We start from the raw sequence: 18,626 nt of genomic DNA on the forward strand, positions 1-18,626 counted from the left end.
TTTCCCGACCAGTGCCCGAAGTACGCAGGCAACGACGAGGTCGCCGAGCGGCTGCGCGCCAGTGGTCAGCGATGAACAGCGACAGAGTGCCGCGCGGGGTCGTACCCCCTAAGGGCGATACCCTCCGCATCTTGGTGCGAGACCAGCGGGCTGGCCAAGATGTAATAGATATTTAGAGAAATCCGACATTAGACTCGAACGCTCCGGTCTGGACGAGATAACCCTTGGTTGCGTGAGTACTTGCCTGGTCGGCGTATGCGGTGGTGATGGGGAGGCGCGCCGTCGAGTTATGGACCTGGATATGTGACTGGGAGAGCAGGTAGACTTGGCGAGTGAGCGTCTCGATGTCGGTCTCGCCGGCGACCCGCTCAATTTGGATTGGGCGGGGGAGGCCGCCTCCATCGCGCGTCGCCAAGTATTCGGGTGCGCCGAAGCTAGCAACCGTGGCCCGTGGCTCGTTCTGGTTGATAGCGGCGATGCTCTTCACAGGCGTATCGTACTGCACATCAGAGACTGCCAGCAGGCGTGTCTGGGGCTGTTTGCAGATTTCGACGATGTCGTACTCGACACCTTGTTCATTGAGGAATTCCGTGGCGGGGTCAAGGTCCTCGTTCATGAAGCCGTCCCGGTGGATGACGATATGGGTCGGCGACTCGCCGGTCACCTGCTGGTAGCCGAGGATGGCATTCTTCATAATGTCACGAACATCCGTCGACTGTAGTTTCTCTCCGAGCTGCGGTCGGGTGGACGAGTGGCCGAGGATAGTGCCGTCCTTGTAGACGGCGGTCGCCGTCGCGGCAATGTTTATCTGGCCGCTAGCACCGTCCTCGGGGTAGCTCCGAGAGACATCAATTCCAATGAACATATCTGTGTCGCCAGGCATCGCATGTTCGGTTGTGAATGCGACGCCGCCAGCAGCTGCCAGCAGCCCGAGTGCCACGTTACGAGTATAGAATATTTTCGCGTCGCGGAACCGGTCGAAGTACGCCATCTGGCTGTAAATGCCCATGTTGGCAAGCGACTTCTTCAGCTCGTCGTACGTCCCCGTCGGGCTGGCGAGGTCTGCGAATCCGTCTTGGTCCGGTGGGAGGACGACGAATGCCGCGTCTACCTCGCTAGGGTCGATGGCTCCCGCCACGTTGAGGCTGATGCTCTCTGGCGAGGAGAACGCATCGTATTGGACGGTCTCGCTCTGTGTCGGTGGCGCGCCGGCTTGGCTGAGGAGGTCGGCCATATTGTCCCACTGTGCTTTGCAGGTATCTGCCTGCTGCTCAGGCAGTACCACGGCCACCTTGAACGGCTCTGGTGGATTGACGATACCCTTCGAGAATGTCTCGTCAGGATGCGCGCCGCGCGCCCCGTCGCGGAACGTCAGGACCGACTCACCATTCTCGTAGAGGAGGCGCAGTTGCTGCTCGTTGTTCCCAGTGAAAAACTCCGAAGAAAACTGTACCGCGTTTCCGTTGAGACGCACTGGGTTGAGCCGCTCGGCGAACGCTTGCGCTTTCTCGCTGCAGCGGGAGGCCGAGAGACGCGTCTTCGAGCGGGCCTGCTGATGGAACCCGTCGGAGGCGAACTGCTTGACTTGGCGCGTGTTCGGTTCGACCGCAAGCAGTTCTTGTGGGAACGAGACAGCATCATCGCCGTGTCCTTGACGTCGAGTTTCGACGACTCGCCGGTCCGCGGCCTCAATAGCGTTGAGGAGGTCAGCGTCGATAGGTGTCTGCTTGTTGCGGTGGTACGCGACAACGGACTGGTTTCCCAGCGTGTTAAGCGAGTCGGTGGCGCACTCGTCCCGCAGACCCCAGACGATATGTCCTCGGCGGGGGCTGTACGTCGTCTTCACCCTGAGCCCGGGATAGATGTTGTCATCATCAATGTCTGCGAGCGTCAGCTTCGGGAGGAACCGGTGGCGGAAGTTGACATGAAGATACGCCCGCCCGCTGTGACCGACTTCGACAGAGAGGTCGTACCGCTCATGTAGGTCGAACTCGTCGCAAGTCAGCACGGGCTCCTTCGAGAGGACTTTATCGATGCCGCGAACGAGGTAGTCATCCCAGAGGGAGCGTTTGAGCCCCTCTTCGACGAGTTCGCGGGCGATGGACCGGTCTTTGGCAGTGGTGTAATCGAGTGTCTGTGTCTCGTCCGCCTTGACCCGGACACCGCAATCAAGGTCAAGCGGGGTCTCGCCGAGTGGCTCTGGCGTGAGAAGCATTAGCCCGTCAGTTGCAATCGAAGCCGCATTGTGTTCGGTATAGAGTTCCCGCCGTACCGTGTATGCGAGGGTTCGTCGCGCGTACTCCGTGTCAGTCTTTGCGCCGTCCGTAGCTGTTAGCGTATACGTGTGCAGCGTCCACTCGGGGAGCTGGTCGCGGGAGGCGAACGATGTCATCACATGTCCCGAGTCGCTCTCTGTCTCCGCGTCGTCTGGCGTCTCGTTAAGCGCGTCGTCCAAGTGATGGTCGAGCGGCTCGCCGCCCGCGAACGTCTCGTCCTCGTCGGTCGTCCCGACTTCCTGAGCGGTAGCGTTCTCGACGGTCGTCTGGTACGTCGCAGTCAGATTCTCGTAGTCGTTCTTCACCTCGTAGTCAATGTTCGTGAAGACGTACGTCGAGCCCGTGGCGTAGTCGTATGTGAAGACATCTTTGGGTGTCGCGTTCTTCCACAGGGTAATGTAGCGCCGCTCGCCGTTTTCCTGCTCGAATGCGAGCGACATGCGAGGATGCTGCTCGTCGGTGTTATCGTAGACGCCGGTGAGCGTGACCGAGATGTCGTACGTGCGTCCCGATGTCAGTTCGTCTGCGGTGGTGGTCGAATCGAGGTCAATAACTGTCATGCGTTGGCGGTATCGGAGCGGGTGGTATCGTAAAACAATGCGTCAAGGGTGGGTTGCGTCATCGACCGTGATTGTCAAAGTCCGTCCCTTGTGGTGACTGCTTTCGAACGTGAACGTGTCCAGCGCGAGAGCTCCACCGCGGATGGCGAGGAGCGTTCCCGTCTTGGTTTCCCCCGCATCGAGCAGCGGGCGCGATGCGGCGGCGGCATCGTTTAGCTGCTGGCAACCGGGGTACTCCAGGTCGATGATTCGGTCGGCGAGTTGCTCATCACTGACACCAGTGGTGGCGCTGCAGGACTGAACGCGGTCTGGGATGTGGTCCTCACAGCGGCGGGCGGCCTCAACCAGCGCGGTCTGCGGGTTCTCAAGCGGCTCGAACCAGCCCTTGGGGGCGCGGTCGGTGACCGCCTCGGTGCAGCACTGTTCAATAATACCCGCAAGCTTGCGGTTCTTCGCCCGGGCGAGAATCAGAGCGTGGGTCGCCCCTTGGTCGCGGAAGCGATTTATCCGGCGACCGCCCCGAGTAATCCCGACCTTCACGCGGTCCTTTGCGACGAGGTACACCTCGAAATCATGGCTACAGTTCTGCTCCCGAAACTCGGGGAATGGACAGTCCTGATACGTGCAGACGTTCCCTGGCGAGTAGACACACTGGGCGTGTGGTGGGGTTCCGCGGCACTCCGTGCAGGGAGAGGTCTCGCTCTTGACCCCGCAAGCCGTGCAGACGCGCTCCTCGTGGAGGGAGAGGGTGATAGTGTGCCCGAGGAGTGCACCGAGGTCAAGACCTTCCTCCTCCGTCGTGAGATATAGCGTCGGAGATGACCCATGCCACGCTATTGAGGAGAGAGGAGCGTCGCAGAGCGCTCGTTGTTGGAATGCGTCCAACGTCTGCTGACCTGATACATCTGTGTTATTTGGAGTGGACCGATTCACGTGACAAAAATGTTCTCAGAATCCTATAATAAACGCTTCGCTGTACACTTGCCAACTTCGAGCTCAATTGATACTGAGCCGGTTGGAAAGGGCGACGAGAATACTGTAGACTCCGCTACCCAGCGGCGTGTTCAATTCCGCAGTGAATTTAATCCACTATTTTTATATATTCTCTTTTCAGTTGTACATACCAGATAGATGCTGCATTCCTTGGAGGGGTAACAAGTGACAGATTACAAATTTGTTGACTTGTTCGCGGGTATTGGTGGCACTCGCGCCGCGTTCTCCCAAGTGAATGGGTACGAAGGAGAGTGCGTATTCTCGTGTGAAATCAGCGAGGAAGCGCAGGACGCCTACGAACGCAACTGGGGGGAGCCCATCACCGAACACGACATCCGTGACGTGGACGCCGATGCGGTACCCGACCACGATGTGCTTCTCGCGTGCTGGCCCTGTCCCTCGTTCAGCCAGATGGGGAAGCAGGACGGCCTCGAAGACGAGCGCGGGATGCTCTTCTTTGAAATCGTAGACATTCTCAAGAAGAAGCAACCGAAGGCGTTCCTGCTGGAGAACGTGAAGAATCTCCGGTCTGTCAACGATGGTAGCGCGTTCCAGACCGTCGAATCCCATCTCTCTGCGGCAGGCTACCAAGTATCCGACGAGGTGCTGAACGCACTGGATTTTGGGTTGCCGCAGCACCGAGAGCGACTCATCCTCGTTGGCTTCCGCGAGGACATCGCCCGCGCGATGGATAGCTTCGAAATCCCTACGCAGAACGGTAATCCGTTGGATACCGAAGAGAAGCAGCGCGCGGCTCTCGCTGAACTGCTTGAGGACGACCCCGACGACCGCTACGAGGCTAGCGAGAAAATCAAGCAGGACCGGCGCGAGAGCGTTGAAGACCCCGACGCGATTCCCGAGCCCTCGGTGTGGCACGAGAACCGCAACGGCGGCATCAAACCACGCCCGTACTCCTCGGCACTCCGGGCGTCTTCCTCGTGGAACTACATCCTCATCAACGGCGAACGCCACCCCACCGTGAGTGAGATGCTGCGCTTGCAGGGCTTCCCTAAGTGGTTCAAGATAGATGATAGCAACCGCTCGCGAGCACGCCGCCTTACCGGGAACACCGTCCCCGTACCCATGATTCGTGAACCCGCCGCTGCCCTTCTTGACGAAATCTAAACCATAATTGTTTAATGTGTTTGATAGCTAGCTGAAATGTGGGGGATATAGCATGGACGCGGTGAGGCCCTACGCCAACGCATGTGAGGAGAGGACGTTCCTCGCAGGGTTCCTGCAGGGCTCCATCGAAAACTCCGGCGACCCATTTCACCTCGGAGACACGGAATTGGCCATCGTCGAGGCAGCTCTCCGCGCCTTCGAGCAGCAGAAGTCGGTCGTCATCTACAATCCCTTCCCGTCCGAGTCGCTTTCCGTCGCCATCTGCGCCGCTTACGCTTACTCGCAGAAACCCACCACCGGCGGCCCGAACCAGCCGATGCTGGTCCTCCCGTCGATGGGGTACGTCACGCGGTTCGACGATTTCCACCATTCGCGCACGTTGAACCCCGACTCGGACGCCGTGGACTCGCTCATCCGCCGCGAAGTGGTGCGCGCCACGTCCGAGGTCGAAGACCGCTGGGGACTGTACACGGCCCTGACCAACGACACGCTCGTGTTCGATGAGGACTGCCCCCACCTCGGAGCGATGTTCGTCGATTTCCGTCGCCCCAGGTGGGCAGAGCAGTCGTTCGACCGCATCGAGAAGTTCTGTGAGAACCACCCGGACGTGCCCGTGGTATACTACACCGACGAGGAGGACGCCGCCTTCGAACTCACATGTGACCGACTGGGCGTCGAACCCTTGCGCGTGACCAACGACTTGCTCTCGACCGCCAACGTGTCTGACGACCCTGAGAACGGCGAGAGCGACCTGACCACCCAGCAGCGAATCTTGTCGAACGGCGGCGTGAACGTCACGTACGTCTCCGTCGTGGACGAGGACTTCGGCGAGTTGCTAGAGGATTTCACGATGCTGAAGAACAAGCTGCAGGAGCGCGACATTGCCCCACTCGCGGTCGGGCGCGTGTACAACCTGCTGACCAAGCAGCCATTCAAGCCGAAGTACTGGACCGAGCGCGTCAAGGGCGACGGTTTTTACAGCGATGTGCCTACCTACCTCGACCTCATCCGCACGAAGTCCGACCAAGCGGATGGCGTCGGGGGCGACCTACTCTCGAACTACGCGCGGGTCGCCAACACCGTGCAGGGTCACCTCAACGACCACCACGCGCTCCAGAACAACGTGTTCAACGCGATGCAGAACGCCGCCCGCGACGAGCGAGACACGGTGTTTGTGGTCTCGAACACGGCGGAGCGGGACGCGCTGATGAGTGCCGCTACGAGTGAGGGATACGCGATTCCCGAGAACGTGCAGTTGCTGGAGATGGGGCAACTCCAGCCGAATCCCGACCAGCACCACATCTTCCTGTTCCCGCCGTACTCCGAGTCGTACATCTACGAGTTCCCGCCGTCGAAGCACATCGCGTACGTCCACAACGCGATGTGGCACCGCTACGTACAGACGAACTCGAAGCGCAAAATGAACGGAAAGGCCACCCACGAGTCGCAAGCGGTCGGTGGCAACGGCGGTCCCGGCGAAATCACGGACTTCGTGTTCGACATTGATGAGGTCGAGGACGACATTGAACGCCGCCTGCGCCAGAACCCGCTCTCGCTCATCACCGACGACACCGGCGGCGAAAGCGACGACGGGGGCAACGGCGGCGGACAGGCCCGTCCGACGCGCCGCTTCTACCTCGACAACGACGAGACGCTCGACGTGACCGACCGACAGCATATTACCACATATGACAGTTCAGAGGCGGCCATCAAGCGGAAGGTCGGGAAGAACGTCTCCGCAGGCGACGAGATTCTGCTGGTTGATTCGGCCGCGGGCGACATCTACGACGTTTTGGTGGACTCAGTGGACAGTCGTGAGACAATGCGTGAGAACTTCAATACCGTGGAGAACTGGCGCGAGATGCTCGTCAGTGAGATGGAGGCGCGCAACCTTGACGACGACGACGTACTGGACAAGCTGCAGGAACGAGGCTCCGACCTCGAAGACGACCGCACGATTCACGACTGGAGGACGGGTGACCGTTACGGTCCCGGCGACGCCGCCGACGTGCGGCGAACTCTCCAGATATTTCGCCCGCAACTCGAAGACGCGACGTTGGAGCAGGTTCACGGCGTTGTCTGGGAATCGCTGAAGACCATCCGCACTGAGCATCGCCGCCTCGGGCGCGACGTGCGTCGTGCCATTGAAGCCGAGGTGAATCCCTCCACCAGCGCAGAGTTCAACGCAAGTGTTAACGAAACTATGATAAAGAACGTCACGAGAGACATAGAAAAAGTCACAGTGACGAAAATTACCAAACTCAAATACACTGAGTGAGCAGGGCGCCTCACCGCTCCCTCCGAGGGTGGCATCGGCACGGAACCAACAAAAAGTCAGGTCACAAACGTGTTCAGCACGTCACAACCGGGGCATGACAACCCCTACGACGCCATCGGAGCATCGATTCTGAACGAAGCCCTCACGCGGGCCCGAGGCCGCCATCAGCCGTACTGCGTGGCCGAATCCCCAAAGAAGGCGTACTACGTCTCCAATCTCGCGCCCACGCACGGCACTGACGATGACGATGATTTCGTCTCCCAAATCAACCCGAGCGCCATCACGCTCGACTTCAAGCCGAAGGACCCCGACGCCACGCTCCCCGTGGCCATCGAGTTCGACCTCTACTACCCGAGTCACCCGACCTACGACGAGTACGATACGCTCGTCGAACGGTCGCGCCACGTGGCCGACATTAACCAGCTCGGTACCTCGCCCGAGGCCGACGACGCCGAGGTCGAGGCCGACGGTGGCGCGGAAGCCGCCGCGTCCGACGCTGACGGTGGGACCGGGACCGACGCCGTGAACGAAGACGACCTCTACGCGCTCGACAAGTCGTTCTACCGGCGCGTCACGGTCGAGTACGAGCATGACCTCGACCTCTCCAACCCTGACGCGGCTGACCAGTTCACACGCGGCATCCAGCAGGCCATCGAGAACGCCATCGACTCGGCCACCAACGAGGTGAAGATGACGCGCGAACAGCCCGACCCCGAAGACTATCCGAACCTCGACCTTCACGACCTCGACGAGTCGGAGTTCCAACGGGTCATCGACGACCTGCCTGAGGCTCCGACCGAGGCCGTCCGGTGGAACGTCACGTTCGGCGTCGTCCAGCACAACGACGAGGTGGCTCTCCGCCTGATGAACGAACCCGTAGGTGTCGGCGACGACACGGAGAACGCCGACGAGCCTCACGTGTTCAACCCGAAAATCGAGGTAGACGCCCGCCTCAACAAGTACAAGTTCGACCTCGGCCCCGACGACTACCGCTTCGACCAGCACATTTGGGCGAAGGGCCACAACTGCTCGACTACGGTTGAGCCCATCGACGAGGCCGCCGACGAGTACCACGTTGAGACCACGGCCACGCCGCGCAGCGAGGTCTACGAGTTCGAGTTCAACCAGGACCACGACACGCGGTTTGACGCGCTCGCGGGCAACGTCGCGGAGAAGTCCACCACTGACGTGCTCAAAGCCATCGCCGACGACATGAGGGACTACGCCGAGGAGTGGTACACCGACCACCTCGACGACTTCCTCACCGAGTACAACGCTGAGAGCGCGTGGCGCGAGTACAGCGACGACACGCGACTGGAGACCGTCTTCTCGCTGGCCGAGGAGGACCCGAACGACGACGCCAGCGCGTGGAGCGGGCCGGGCGAGGTCATCGAATATACGCGCGCCATCGTCAACTTCCTCGAAGAGGTCGAGCGGTTCAGCAAAGGCATCGAGGTCCTTGACGAGCAGCCCGATGTGCTGCGGTCATTCCAGTGGATGAACGAGGTCAACCATCGCGTCCATTGGGTAATGACGCCCGAAGACGAGGGGTTCGACGGCTGGCGGCTGTTCCAGTTGGTGTTCATCGTCTCGAACCTCCCCAGCATCGTCGCACGCGACCCCGCGCCAGAGTACGAGCAGTACGCCTCCAAGTACGACGACATGGCGGAGGTGCTATGGTTCCCGACGGGCGGGGGCAAGACCGAGGCATATCTCGGGCTCGTCCTGTTCAACCTGTTCTTCGACCGCCTGCGCGGAAAAAAGAACGGCGTCACTGCGTGGATTCGCTTCCCGCTGCGTCTGCTGTCCCGTCAGCAGAAGTCGCGGTTTATGAAGGCGATGCTCGTCGCCGAGGACATCCGCACCACGCCCGAGGAAGAGGGCGGCCTCGGCAACGCGGGCACCGCGTTCTCGCTAGGTTACTTCCCCGGCAGCCGCGACAGCCCGAACGCGCTCGGCGGGCGGAGCAACAACTTTGACGAGACGTTCGCGGCGGCGGACACCAGCGACGCCGCCCAAGAGACGCTGGAGAACATGTGCCAGCACCTCGACGAGTGCCCGCTGTGCGGCAGCGAGGTGACCGTCCACTACGATGAGACAGCCAACAGCGTCTACCACCACTGCTCGGGCAATGCGCTTGCAGACGGCGAGGACTGCATCGACCGCATCCCGCTGTACGTCACTGACCGCGACATCTACCGCTACACACCGTCGGTGCTGCTCGGGTCGCTCGACAAAATCGCGGTTATGGGGATGCAACCCCGGTTCGCCAACCTGTTCGGCAACTTCACTACCGAGTGCCCGATTCACGGACTGGGCTACTCCGACCGCTGCTCGGAACACGATAGCGTCTGCGACTTCGAGAAGGGCTCCGACGACCTCATTGAGGTCGAGCCCGGAACCCGCGACCCCGCCAAGCGCGGCGAGGTTGAGTACTTCGACCCCATCCCGACGCTTCACCTCATCGACGAGGTTCACCTGCTCAACGAGGAGCTTGGCGCGTTCGCCAGCCACTACGAGACGACGTACCTCTCGCTGTGCGAGAAGATTGGCGACGCCCAACCGAAGGTCATCACGTCCACCGCGACCATCGCCGAGTACGAGCGACAGGTCGAGAACCTCTTCCAGAAGGAGGGGATGCGCTTCCCCGAGGAGGGGCCGGAACTCGGAGAGACGTTTTACGGCAAACTCAACGAACAAAAGGTCGAGCGCGAGTACCACGGCCTCACCCCGAACAACCGCACCCACCTGTACGCGGTGCTGGACCTCGTGAAGCGGTACCACGAGGTCATCCGCGACTACTACGACAAGGACCCGGGCGACCTCGCCCGCGAGGTGGTGCGCGCATACCACGAGCGCAACCCCGATGCCTCGCCGCTCGACCCCTCGGACGAGAACGACCTCGACGACCTCGTAGACCGCGCGGGCTGGACGGACGCCCTTGACGCCGACGAGAAGGCAGAGGTGCTGGAACTGTACGAAACCTCGCTCGTCTACTTCACCAACAAGCGCGAGAAGGACACCTACCGCAAGAACATCGGCAAGCAGATTGCCGACGAGATGACCGAGGACGGTTACGAGGTGCCGCTTGAAGAACAGCAGTTGACGGCGGACACCGAAGACACAGGCGTCCTCGACCGGCTCGAAGACCCCGAGGGCGATTGGCGCGACCGCATCGACACGGTGCCCGCCACCAGCTTCGTCGGCCACGGCATCGACGTGGACCGCTTCAACTTCATGCTGTTCTTCGGGTATCCCAGCCAGACGTTCCAGTACATTCAGGCGTCCTCGCGCGTCGGGCGGCAGGACGACAAGCCCGGTCACGTGCTGGACGTATTCCGCCCGTTCGACAAGCGGGACCGCCACCGCTACAAGTACTTCGAGAAGCTCCACGAGTATCTCTCGCGGACGGTCGAGCCCGTCCCCATCGACCGCTGGGCGAAGTTCGCCGTCGAGAAGACGTTCTCGGGCGTGCTGATGAGCATTCTACTTCAGTACTACCGCCCGCTGCTGTTCCGCAAGCGGGACGCCGACGGCGACCCATACACGCTCGGGTCGGGCAGCAATGAGCAGCGGGTGAACCTCCAGAACGCCGACCACCTCTACGAGGCTATGAACAACGACCGGTGGTTCCCAAAACTCACTAAGGACAAGCTGGCCGAACATCTCTCGGACGCCTACGGGCTCGACAACCAGTTCTACACGAACGAGCACTTCCGCGAACGCGTCATCGAGGGGTCGGCGGAGGAGGCCAGCCGCCTCGACGACATCTGGCGGTACTGGAACGACCGTCTCGACACCGAGATGGACTACCCCGAGTTCCGCGACGAGCACAAGCCGATGATTAACCTGCGTGACATCGGCACCAGCGGCGACGTAACGTCCTACACGAAGACGGGCGACTCTGACTTCATCGAGGCACTCACTCAGAACTGACCATGCAGCAAAACGACATCCACGGACGCACGCACCACCCGCCGACCAGCCGCAACAACGGAGGTGACGTGCGATGAGCAGCGGGCCGAAGAAGATGACGCGGCGGCAGTCGAAGTTCATCTACGAGTTCCTGCCCTACAACACGTTCAACCACGCCCACTGCAACATCAGCGGGCGGATTATGACGCTGTACCACGAGCAAGACGACCGAGGCCGCGACGTGGACCCCGGCGTCCCAAAGAACTACCTTATTAACCGCATCCACCGGCGCATCTCCAAGTGGCCGAACGCGGAATCGATTCGTGACGACCTCTCGTACTCCGTAACCGAACTCGTCGTCCCCAACGGCGCGGGCTATCACCTCTATCCCCGCACGTTCGAGTGCGAACGCTGCGACTCCATCACAACGTTCACCCGGGACGACGACATCGAGCCCACTGCCGACGAGAACGTTGACGGTGCCGACTACACCCGCTGCAAGAACTGCGGCGCGAAGCTGTCCGACCGCGACCAGCTTCCGTTCGTCGGCATCTGCGAGTGCGGCGGCATCAACGAACTCTACGTTCCCGACTGCTGCGACGTGGGGATGGAACTCCACCGCGAGACCACCCAGATGGCCAACTGGTACTTCCAGTGCGCCGACTCCAATTGTACGGAGGGTAGCGGCGGGTCGCGCAACACCATCCCGTTCTTCGCCGTCGGCACGCACTGCCCACGTGGGGAGTGCGATAACGAGGAGATGGACATCATTAACCACACCGCCTCCCGCGCGTTCTACCCACAGGTCTACAACCTCATCAACGTCCGCCCCGAACTCGACGACCTCCACGAGAGCGACCACTACCGGGGCCGCATTATCAGCGACTACCTGCGCGGCACGGACGACACCGGGCCGAGCGACCAACAGATTCGCCGCAAGGCCGATGAAATCCTGCAGACCGAGTCCGGCGCGGGTCTACTCTCCGCCGACGAGGACGAGGCTGACGGGGCGATGGAGGACGCCCGCGAGGAACTCGGCATCGACGTGCAGGAACACCGCCGCGAGACGAACCGCTGGCTTCACAACCAGTACGACGGCGACGAGACGGACCTCGCTGAGAGCGTATACGAACACCTCAGCATTACCCACCCTGATTACGAGCCCCAGGGCGGCATCAAGGCCACGTCGTATCAGGAAATGGTGGACAACGGGGCGACCGATACCCACCTCGACCTCTCGGTCGTCAAGAAGTACAACGACCTCCGCAAGTCGCTGAACTTCGATGAGATGCGGCTCATCAAGAACTTCCCCATCACCACCGTCACCTACGGCTACACCCGCCACGCGCCCGAGCCGCCGGGAGAGCAGCGCGACCCCGCCGAGGTGGACACCGAGGAAGCCGGACGCCTCGGCGAGGAGGGGGTCACTGACGGCGAAGGAGCGAGCGACGACGCGGACGAGGACGGCCCCGACCGCCCTATTCAACTCAACCTGTTCAAGCGCGGCGACGACGCCGAGCCCCAACTCTACGTCCAGACCAACGACGCCGAGGCCGTGATGGTCAAACTCGACAAGGAGGCCGTCCTCGACTGGCTTGAAGCGAACGAGGTCATCACGCCCGACGAACGCCCAGACATGAGCGACCCCGAGGACGTGCGCCGCTGGTTCCTCACCCACATCGACGAGCCCAGCCGCTACGAGTCGCTCCCGGACCACGGCATCCAGAACTCTACGGAGGCCATCTCACGGCACTGCTACACGCTGCTGAACACCAGCGCCCACCTATTCATCAACGCGATGGGCGCGCTCGCAGGCCACCAGCGCGAGTCGCTGGTCGAGCGGCTGCTGCCGCACTCGATGACGTTCATCATCTACAAGCGGCCTGACACCGACTTCACGCTCGGCTCGCTGTGGACGCTGTTCGAAGAGCAGTTCGACGACTTCGTGAATCATCTCGACGAACTCAACGACTGCTCATACGACCCTGTGTGTATGCACGACGAGAACGGGGCGTGCGAGGACTGCCTGTACCTCGCCGCTATCTCCACGGAGAACGCCAACCACAATCTTGGACGCGCCACGTTCTACGGCGGCCCGTTCGACGGGTTCCGCTCGCACGACGCCGACGCGCCGCGCGACGACCTCACTGGCTACCGCGACATCTAACCGGTTACGCGCCCTGACGTCCTCCCACGGGCGTCCTTATACCCCGACGCTATGCCCAACTCAGACCTCACCCCGGACACGCTCTACGCCACGGCGGAAGCGCTCGCGGAGACGGTGCCAGTGGAGCATCTCGACGGTGTTCGCGCCACGCTAGAATACCTCCATCACGCGCCGCGCAACATCTCCATCAAGGCTCTCCGAAACCTTAGCCCCTGCGCGCTCACCGAACAGGAGGCTCAAATCGTCATCCTGCGGCTGGAGACCGAGGGCATCCTCACCGACGACCACCTCGACGACTGCGCACTCCACCTCGTGTTCGGAGCCGCCCGCTTGCTCGCCACCGAGGACGCGCCGCTTGAGAACACCGTGGTCGCCACCATCCCGTATGACGACCGCGCGCTCAACCAGTCGATGTTCGAGGCACTCCACGACAATATGCTGTCGCTCATCCGGTCGGCGGAGGACGACCTCGTGCTGATGAGCCCGTTTCTCAGCGAGCGCGCCTACCGGCGGCTGCGCCCCGCGCTGCATACGGCGACCGACAACGGGGCCGATGTGAGGGTCATCACGCGCTATCTAACCTACGGTGGCGATGACGGTGAGTACAACCGCAAATTCGTTACCAAGGTGCTGGAAGACAGTTATCTCGGCGACTACACGACCTGCTATGAGTATATCGATGACGAGACGTGGACGACGTTCCACGCCAAACTTGTCCTTGCGGATAACCACACGGCATACCTCGGCACCGCCAACATCACGCACAAGGGGCTCGGCGACAACCTCGAACTCGGCGTGATATTCCGCGACCGCACCACCGAGCAGTTCGCCGCGCTCGTAGACGCGCTTCAAGAGTCCGAGTTACTCCACCAAGTGGCCCGTGACTCCGGGCAGTTCATTCGCATCTGATGCGAAGTACCTTAACCTCGCCGAGTAGCACGGCGTGGAGGTTCCCGACCTACCCGCGGTCGCTACAGATGGAGGTAACTAAGCTGTTCTAAGTGTATCTACCACATCTTCTGCACACTGTTTCATGTCTTCCCCATGTTGTTGAAACTCATCTGTACTCCAGCTCGTGTTCTCAACCCTTTGGCAATGTGTGAGTAATTCAATTAATTTACCCTCTGTATCATCGTCTAAATCCGGGGGAGATGCCCGTATGCGGTTGTGCATTTTCGTCTTCGTTGTACGGAGATTGCTGTGTACTGTTTGCCCCCATTCACGCTGAGCCTCGTGGGTTGACACATCCTGGTTTTCGTACTGTGTTTCCCAAGTGAGGGCAGCATCTTTAGCTAACTCGATTGCCTTTTCCCTCCACTGCTGAACTGCGTCCTCGTTCTCCCTTTGGCGTTCTCTCCACGTTTGGACTTCTTCCACCAGGAGATTCACAAAGGGGCCAAGTATGACACTAATGAGGACCGCAATGACTGCAGTAGGAACATCAACTGAAACCATATCCAACCTGTACAGATTCTCATTGATTCAATCTTGTGTTCATTGTAGGCGTGATATAGAAATATCCGAAGTTACTCTTCCTTCGGACGCATAAACGACCTTTGTTTATTACTGGCGGTGAGAATTCGCTTGATTTCTTACCACCTGAGCCGGTGTTCATCTCCCAAACTTACCCGTCCTCCTCGCTGAGGTCGCCGACCATCGACTCCCGGGTACTCGGGAATGCCTCCTCGCCCCACTCTTCTTTGTCACTCGCCGCGTTCTCCAGCCCACTCGGCCGCAGGTCGCGCCAGCGAAAGTCCATCTCTTCCCCATTGTCAAACTGTACACGATAGAGAACCGAGTCCCGCTCATCCCCCGTCTCCGAGCCCGCGTCGTCCTCAATAACCTCTACGACCTCACCGTGCCGACCGTGCCACGGGTCGAAGTCAGGGTCCTCAGTATCCGGGATTTCCACCCGCACGCGGTCGCCGGTGTCGAAGCACCGAACCAAACCTATGTATTTCGAGTCCACCCTCGTGAGCGTTATCAAACAAAACGGACACCCAGTAAGCTACAAGGAGCCAGTGTATCAACACGACTACCTAAGGTCATCAACGCGTCAGCGAAACCCGCGAGAGCACCACGCTGAGCAACTTCAGTTAGCAGGATACATCTTCTCAGGTCTGCCTACTCAAACACCCCGGGGAAATACCGAGCTAACTATCTGTTCCCCGCCTCCCGTGCATCCACCCATGCCCCGTCTTCATAGACCTCCTCAGAGAGACCTCCATGATGACGGTTATCGCCGCATTCCGGGCACCGCTCTAGCCCTGGTCCGTGGTCGTCAATTTGACCAGTCCACCCACAGTTGTAGCACTGATAGTGTTTCTCGTATACGAGGTCATCATCATAGAAAATACGGATGGTCTGACCGTTTACATCTTCCTCAGTGCGTTCTTTGGATTCGTCGTACGTCATACTCTCCAGTAATTGTCCCAATGCAATAAGTTCTATGCGCAGACAGGACTGCACCATACCTCCGTACCAAGGGGAATTCAGCACGTACCACGTGCTCCTCGTGTCATAAAAGACCTCAAGCGCGACCTCTACAGCTTCGAGACTGTCCAAGGTACACGTGACCGGGTCGCTCGTTGACGTGACAAAGCGGAGTGAGCAGATTGGGTCACCGACGCGGCCGATGACCTCGCCAAGGAAACCGGTAACGAGGACTGGTATCACGTCTTGGCCCACGACCTCAGGAGAACGTGGGCAACGAGTACGTACTGGAAGCTCTCGGCAACGGACGGGGGCGAAGTCTTTCTTGATTCGATAGGGCGGATGGAGCGATGAGCAGACCTTCGAAGCAAACTATCTGGGCCGCGAGCCCGACCACGTCGCTGCAGAGATGATGGACGAAGCAGGACTGCGCTAATCCTCGTACCGCCGTAGTGCGTACTGGTACAGCCGAATATCAGCTTCAAGAGCCTCCCACGTGGAAGCAACGTTCTGCATCTCCTGCTTGTCGTCCGGGAGGTCGCTGGCAGAGTCGACATCATAGACATCCCGCAGCTCCTCCCGCTCGCCCAACATTGCCTGCAGTTCGCTCTCCAGTTCGCCGCGGTCGTGGTTGTCGACGAGTCTCTCGATGTCCTCGCGGAACAAGTTACTAACGTCGGGCCGGACGTGCGGCTCGCCATCGACTTCCTCGAATCTTACCAACGCCTCATTCTGCAGGCGGCCCAGCTCGCTGTCTACCTCTTCACAGGACACATCAGCCCGCTCCGCGACCTCCTCGACAGTCGTCGGCTCGTCCAGTAACTCAACCACGGCGCGCACTCGCTCATGCGCCGTCATCTCCTCAGTCCACGCTCGTAGGTCGAAGGTCGTCATACTCACACCCTACGACATCTATCCTTCAAATATCTATAAGACGCCGTCCTCCCCGCGCTAATGGACGAAGTAGGGCTATATTGAACGTACATTTCCGTTGTAAAACCCCTCTTTTCCGAGGTATCAGAGCTTGTTCGTAGAGGTGCGTCTGACCAACCCACGACTATCACCTGAGCTCGACAATGTCGTCCCACACCACTACGTCGTGTGTCTCAGCGAGGTCAAGTGCGTGAACACATGCCTTCTCGGCCGACCCGAACGAACCCCACGACTCCACGACCTTACGGTGCCCATCCTCGTCCTCAGCCTCTCTGAGGACGACATCATGCGCTGACCCGCCCTCAACGAGCATCTCGTCATCCTCTGGAATACGATAGACGATAACGTGGATGCGGTCAGCCACCTGCTCGTCGACAATGTGGTCGCTGAATATGTGGTCTAAGACACGGCCAGTGACACCTGCGGTATCCAGCGTCATGACTCACTATTCTGGCGAATCGACAATTAAACTACTGTAGCCGAAATACGCTCAATGTCCATCAGGTCAAGGTCGTCCTGCTCGGTTCTCGGAGGGGGTTCAGAGCCTGCATATGCACCAACGTGGGCAAGAACACGGTTGATGTGAGGGCAGCGTCGGTCACCGGGTGATACGTCCTGATGACGGGCCCATGCATCGCAATCGCACTCCGCACCCTCTAACCTCACGATGGGTTCTCCTTCAACCGGGGCGTACCAGAGGTGAACTCTAAACGGTCCAACCCACCAGTACAGACTCACTCGTTCCTCCATTCAGTGACACTTTATCACCCCAGGATATATCGCCTGAGACAAAGTACAGAGAACCGTGATGGACGTCGTTCGGATGTGCAGAAGCTGTTGGTTCTCCAACATAAGAAGCGGTCCGAAAGAAGGATTCGAACCGTTTTGACCATAGTCCCGGGCGGATTCGAACCGCCGTCATGGGCTTGCTTCCGTGACGGAATGAACCGAACACGTCCAAAGGCCCATATGATTGGCCACTACACCACGGGACTTCTCACTCCGTTCGAAGCCCCGTGTCGCTCGTAAATCCTCCGGATTTACTCGCCACCACGGGACTTCCCGTTTCGCTCGTCACCGCGTCCGGTTCGCAAACCCGTTCGGATTTGCTCACCGCCGCGGGCTTCACTTCCGGTATACGGAACCGCCGCACAATAGTGTTACTTTTCGCCGTCGGGCGAGACGGCTATCCGTCCCTCTTCCGCGCGTCGATGACAGCTTCGACAGAGCGTCACCACGTTCGCCAGCGTGTGTGCGTCCTCGGGATCGTCGAACGAACGGACCGGTTCGAGGTGATGGACGTCCGGGTTTCGCTTGAGTTCGTCTCTGCCGACGCCACAGTGTTGACACTCGTAGTCGTCTCGCTCAAGCGCGCGTCGTCGAACTCGCCACCACGATCGGCCGTATTCGATCGGTCCGCTCTCCCACTGATGGTGGGCCGGGCCGACGACGTTCGCTGACAGCCAGTCGCCGTAGCACGCGAGCGTACAGAAGAACCCCCGCTTTTGCTCGTCGATCCGTGCCGGCCGCACCTCGAGGTCGTCGCCACACGACTGACAACTGACCGTTACTCGCTCCCCTTTTACCGACGGGTTGTCGGGGAGCAGTCCCTCGGCGGCTTCGACGCAGTCCGAACAGTAGACGCCCGGTTTGTCGGACGGATAGTACTCGAACGTCGATCCACAGCGTTTGCAGTCGGTCAGGTCCGTCGCGTCGCGCCAGTTCCCGTTGTGTTCGCCGGCGTTCGGATCGCAGTCGTCGCAGTATTCACAACGTGCCTTCGAATCGTAGAACTCGAGCCCACAGCCGCGACACGTCCGATTCGGAAGCGGATCGCCGTGTACCTTCGTGTGATGCTGTCGCATTCCTCGTTCGGTAGTCAGGGACTTCCCACACGTCGGACAGTCCATGCGGGCGGTGGCCTCGCCTTCGTATATAAAATCGCA

12 protein-coding genes, 1 tRNA gene and 1 pseudogene are annotated in these 18,626 nt (G+C 60.2%); 5 read left to right on the plus strand and 9 right to left on the minus strand.

Annotated elements, in window-relative coordinates:
• Positions 1-172: 172 nt before the first annotated feature.
• Both CP557_RS03360 and CP557_RS03365 read right to left on the minus strand, forming a co-directional pair.
• On the minus strand, positions 173-2,836 hold the full coding sequence (locus tag CP557_RS03360) for a Piwi domain-containing protein (protein ID WP_097378604.1): 2,664 nt from the start codon (positions 2,834-2,836) through the stop codon (positions 173-175).
• Between the two features lie 42 nt (positions 2,837-2,878).
• Positions 2,879-3,721, minus strand: a complete 843-nt coding sequence (locus CP557_RS03365) for a DUF2797 domain-containing protein (RefSeq protein ID WP_245852882.1) — start codon at positions 3,719-3,721, stop codon at positions 2,879-2,881.
• Positions 3,722-3,994: 273 nt separating this feature from the next.
• Between CP557_RS03365 and CP557_RS03370 the strand changes: the two genes are divergently transcribed.
• From CP557_RS03370 to CP557_RS03390, 5 genes are all read left to right on the plus strand, one after another.
• Positions 3,995-4,954: a DNA cytosine methyltransferase gene (locus tag CP557_RS03370; RefSeq protein WP_097378606.1), complete on the plus strand. Its 960-nt coding sequence runs from the start codon at positions 3,995-3,997 to the stop codon at positions 4,952-4,954.
• A 52-nt stretch (positions 4,955-5,006) separates the two neighbouring features.
• Positions 5,007-7,232 (plus strand): DrmE family protein, encoded by a 2,226-nt coding sequence (locus CP557_RS03375; protein WP_097378607.1) that lies wholly within the window; start codon positions 5,007-5,009, stop codon positions 7,230-7,232.
• A gap of 69 nt (positions 7,233-7,301) precedes the next feature.
• The gene (locus tag CP557_RS03380) at positions 7,302-11,168 is read left to right on the plus strand and encodes a DEAD/DEAH box helicase family protein (RefSeq protein WP_097378608.1); all 3,867 of its coding nucleotides are present in this window, start codon (positions 7,302-7,304) and stop codon (positions 11,166-11,168) included.
• Between the two features lie 73 nt (positions 11,169-11,241).
• Positions 11,242-13,314: a hypothetical protein gene (locus tag CP557_RS03385; protein ID WP_097378609.1), complete on the plus strand. Its 2,073-nt coding sequence runs from the start codon at positions 11,242-11,244 to the stop codon at positions 13,312-13,314.
• A gap of 51 nt (positions 13,315-13,365) precedes the next feature.
• Positions 13,366-14,223 (plus strand): phospholipase D-like domain-containing protein, encoded by an 858-nt coding sequence (locus tag CP557_RS03390; protein ID WP_097378610.1) that lies wholly within the window; start codon positions 13,366-13,368, stop codon positions 14,221-14,223.
• Positions 14,224-14,301: 78 nt separating this feature from the next.
• On the opposite strand, the gene CP557_RS22070 is transcribed toward CP557_RS03390, so the two are convergent.
• The 7 genes and pseudogenes from CP557_RS22070 to CP557_RS03420 form a co-directional block, all read right to left on the minus strand.
• Positions 14,302-14,769 (minus strand): hypothetical protein, encoded by a 468-nt coding sequence (locus CP557_RS22070; RefSeq protein WP_143825025.1) that lies wholly within the window; start codon positions 14,767-14,769, stop codon positions 14,302-14,304.
• Between the two features lie 274 nt (positions 14,770-15,043).
• Positions 15,044-15,262: pseudogene (locus CP557_RS23460) on the minus strand (hypothetical protein); the annotation flags it as partial.
• Between the two features lie 209 nt (positions 15,263-15,471).
• Positions 15,472-16,002 (minus strand): hypothetical protein, encoded by a 531-nt coding sequence (locus CP557_RS03400; protein ID WP_097378611.1) that lies wholly within the window; start codon positions 16,000-16,002, stop codon positions 15,472-15,474.
• Between the two features lie 177 nt (positions 16,003-16,179).
• Positions 16,180-16,641 carry a DUF7342 family protein gene (locus CP557_RS03405; RefSeq protein WP_097378612.1) on the minus strand — a complete coding sequence of 154 codons (462 nt, stop codon included), beginning with the start codon at positions 16,639-16,641 and terminating at the stop codon, positions 16,180-16,182.
• 166 nt (positions 16,642-16,807) lie between these two features.
• Positions 16,808-17,119, minus strand: a complete 312-nt coding sequence (locus tag CP557_RS03410) for a hypothetical protein (RefSeq protein WP_097378613.1) — start codon at positions 17,117-17,119, stop codon at positions 16,808-16,810.
• Between the two features lie 453 nt (positions 17,120-17,572).
• Positions 17,573-17,675, minus strand: a tRNA-Gln gene (locus CP557_RS03415).
• 165 nt (positions 17,676-17,840) lie between these two features.
• Complete coding sequence (locus CP557_RS03420; RefSeq protein WP_097378614.1) at positions 17,841-18,590, minus strand: HNH endonuclease; 750 nt, start codon at positions 18,588-18,590, stop codon at positions 17,841-17,843.
• Positions 18,591-18,626 lie beyond the last annotated feature (36 nt).

The sequence above is a fragment of the Natrinema ejinorense genome (assembly GCF_002494345.1).
GTDB classification, from domain to species: Archaea; Halobacteriota; Halobacteria; order Halobacteriales; family Natrialbaceae; genus Natrinema; species Natrinema longum.

Bases quoted from the DNA above. Each gene is read 5' to 3' on its own strand.
- CP557_RS03385 (WP_097378609.1), top strand. From the start codon at position 11,242: ATGAGCAGCGGGCCGAAGAAGATGACGCGGCGGCAGTCGAAGTTCATC.
- CP557_RS03390 (WP_097378610.1), top strand. From the start codon at position 13,366: ATGCCCAACTCAGACCTCACCCCGGACACGCTCTACGCCACGGCGGAA.
- CP557_RS03375 (WP_097378607.1), top strand. From the start codon at position 5,007: ATGGACGCGGTGAGGCCCTACGCCAACGCATGTGAGGAGAGGACGTTC.
- CP557_RS03360 (WP_097378604.1), bottom strand. From the start codon at position 2,836: ATGACAGTTATTGACCTCGATTCGACCACCACCGCAGACGAACTGACA.
- CP557_RS22070 (WP_143825025.1), bottom strand. From the start codon at position 14,769: ATGGTTTCAGTTGATGTTCCTACTGCAGTCATTGCGGTCCTCATTAGT.
- CP557_RS03405 (WP_097378612.1), bottom strand. From the start codon at position 16,641: ATGACGACCTTCGACCTACGAGCGTGGACTGAGGAGATGACGGCGCAT.
- CP557_RS03410 (WP_097378613.1), bottom strand. From the start codon at position 17,119: ATGACGCTGGATACCGCAGGTGTCACTGGCCGTGTCTTAGACCACATA.
- CP557_RS03420 (WP_097378614.1), bottom strand. From the start codon at position 18,590: ATGGACTGTCCGACGTGTGGGAAGTCCCTGACTACCGAACGAGGAATG.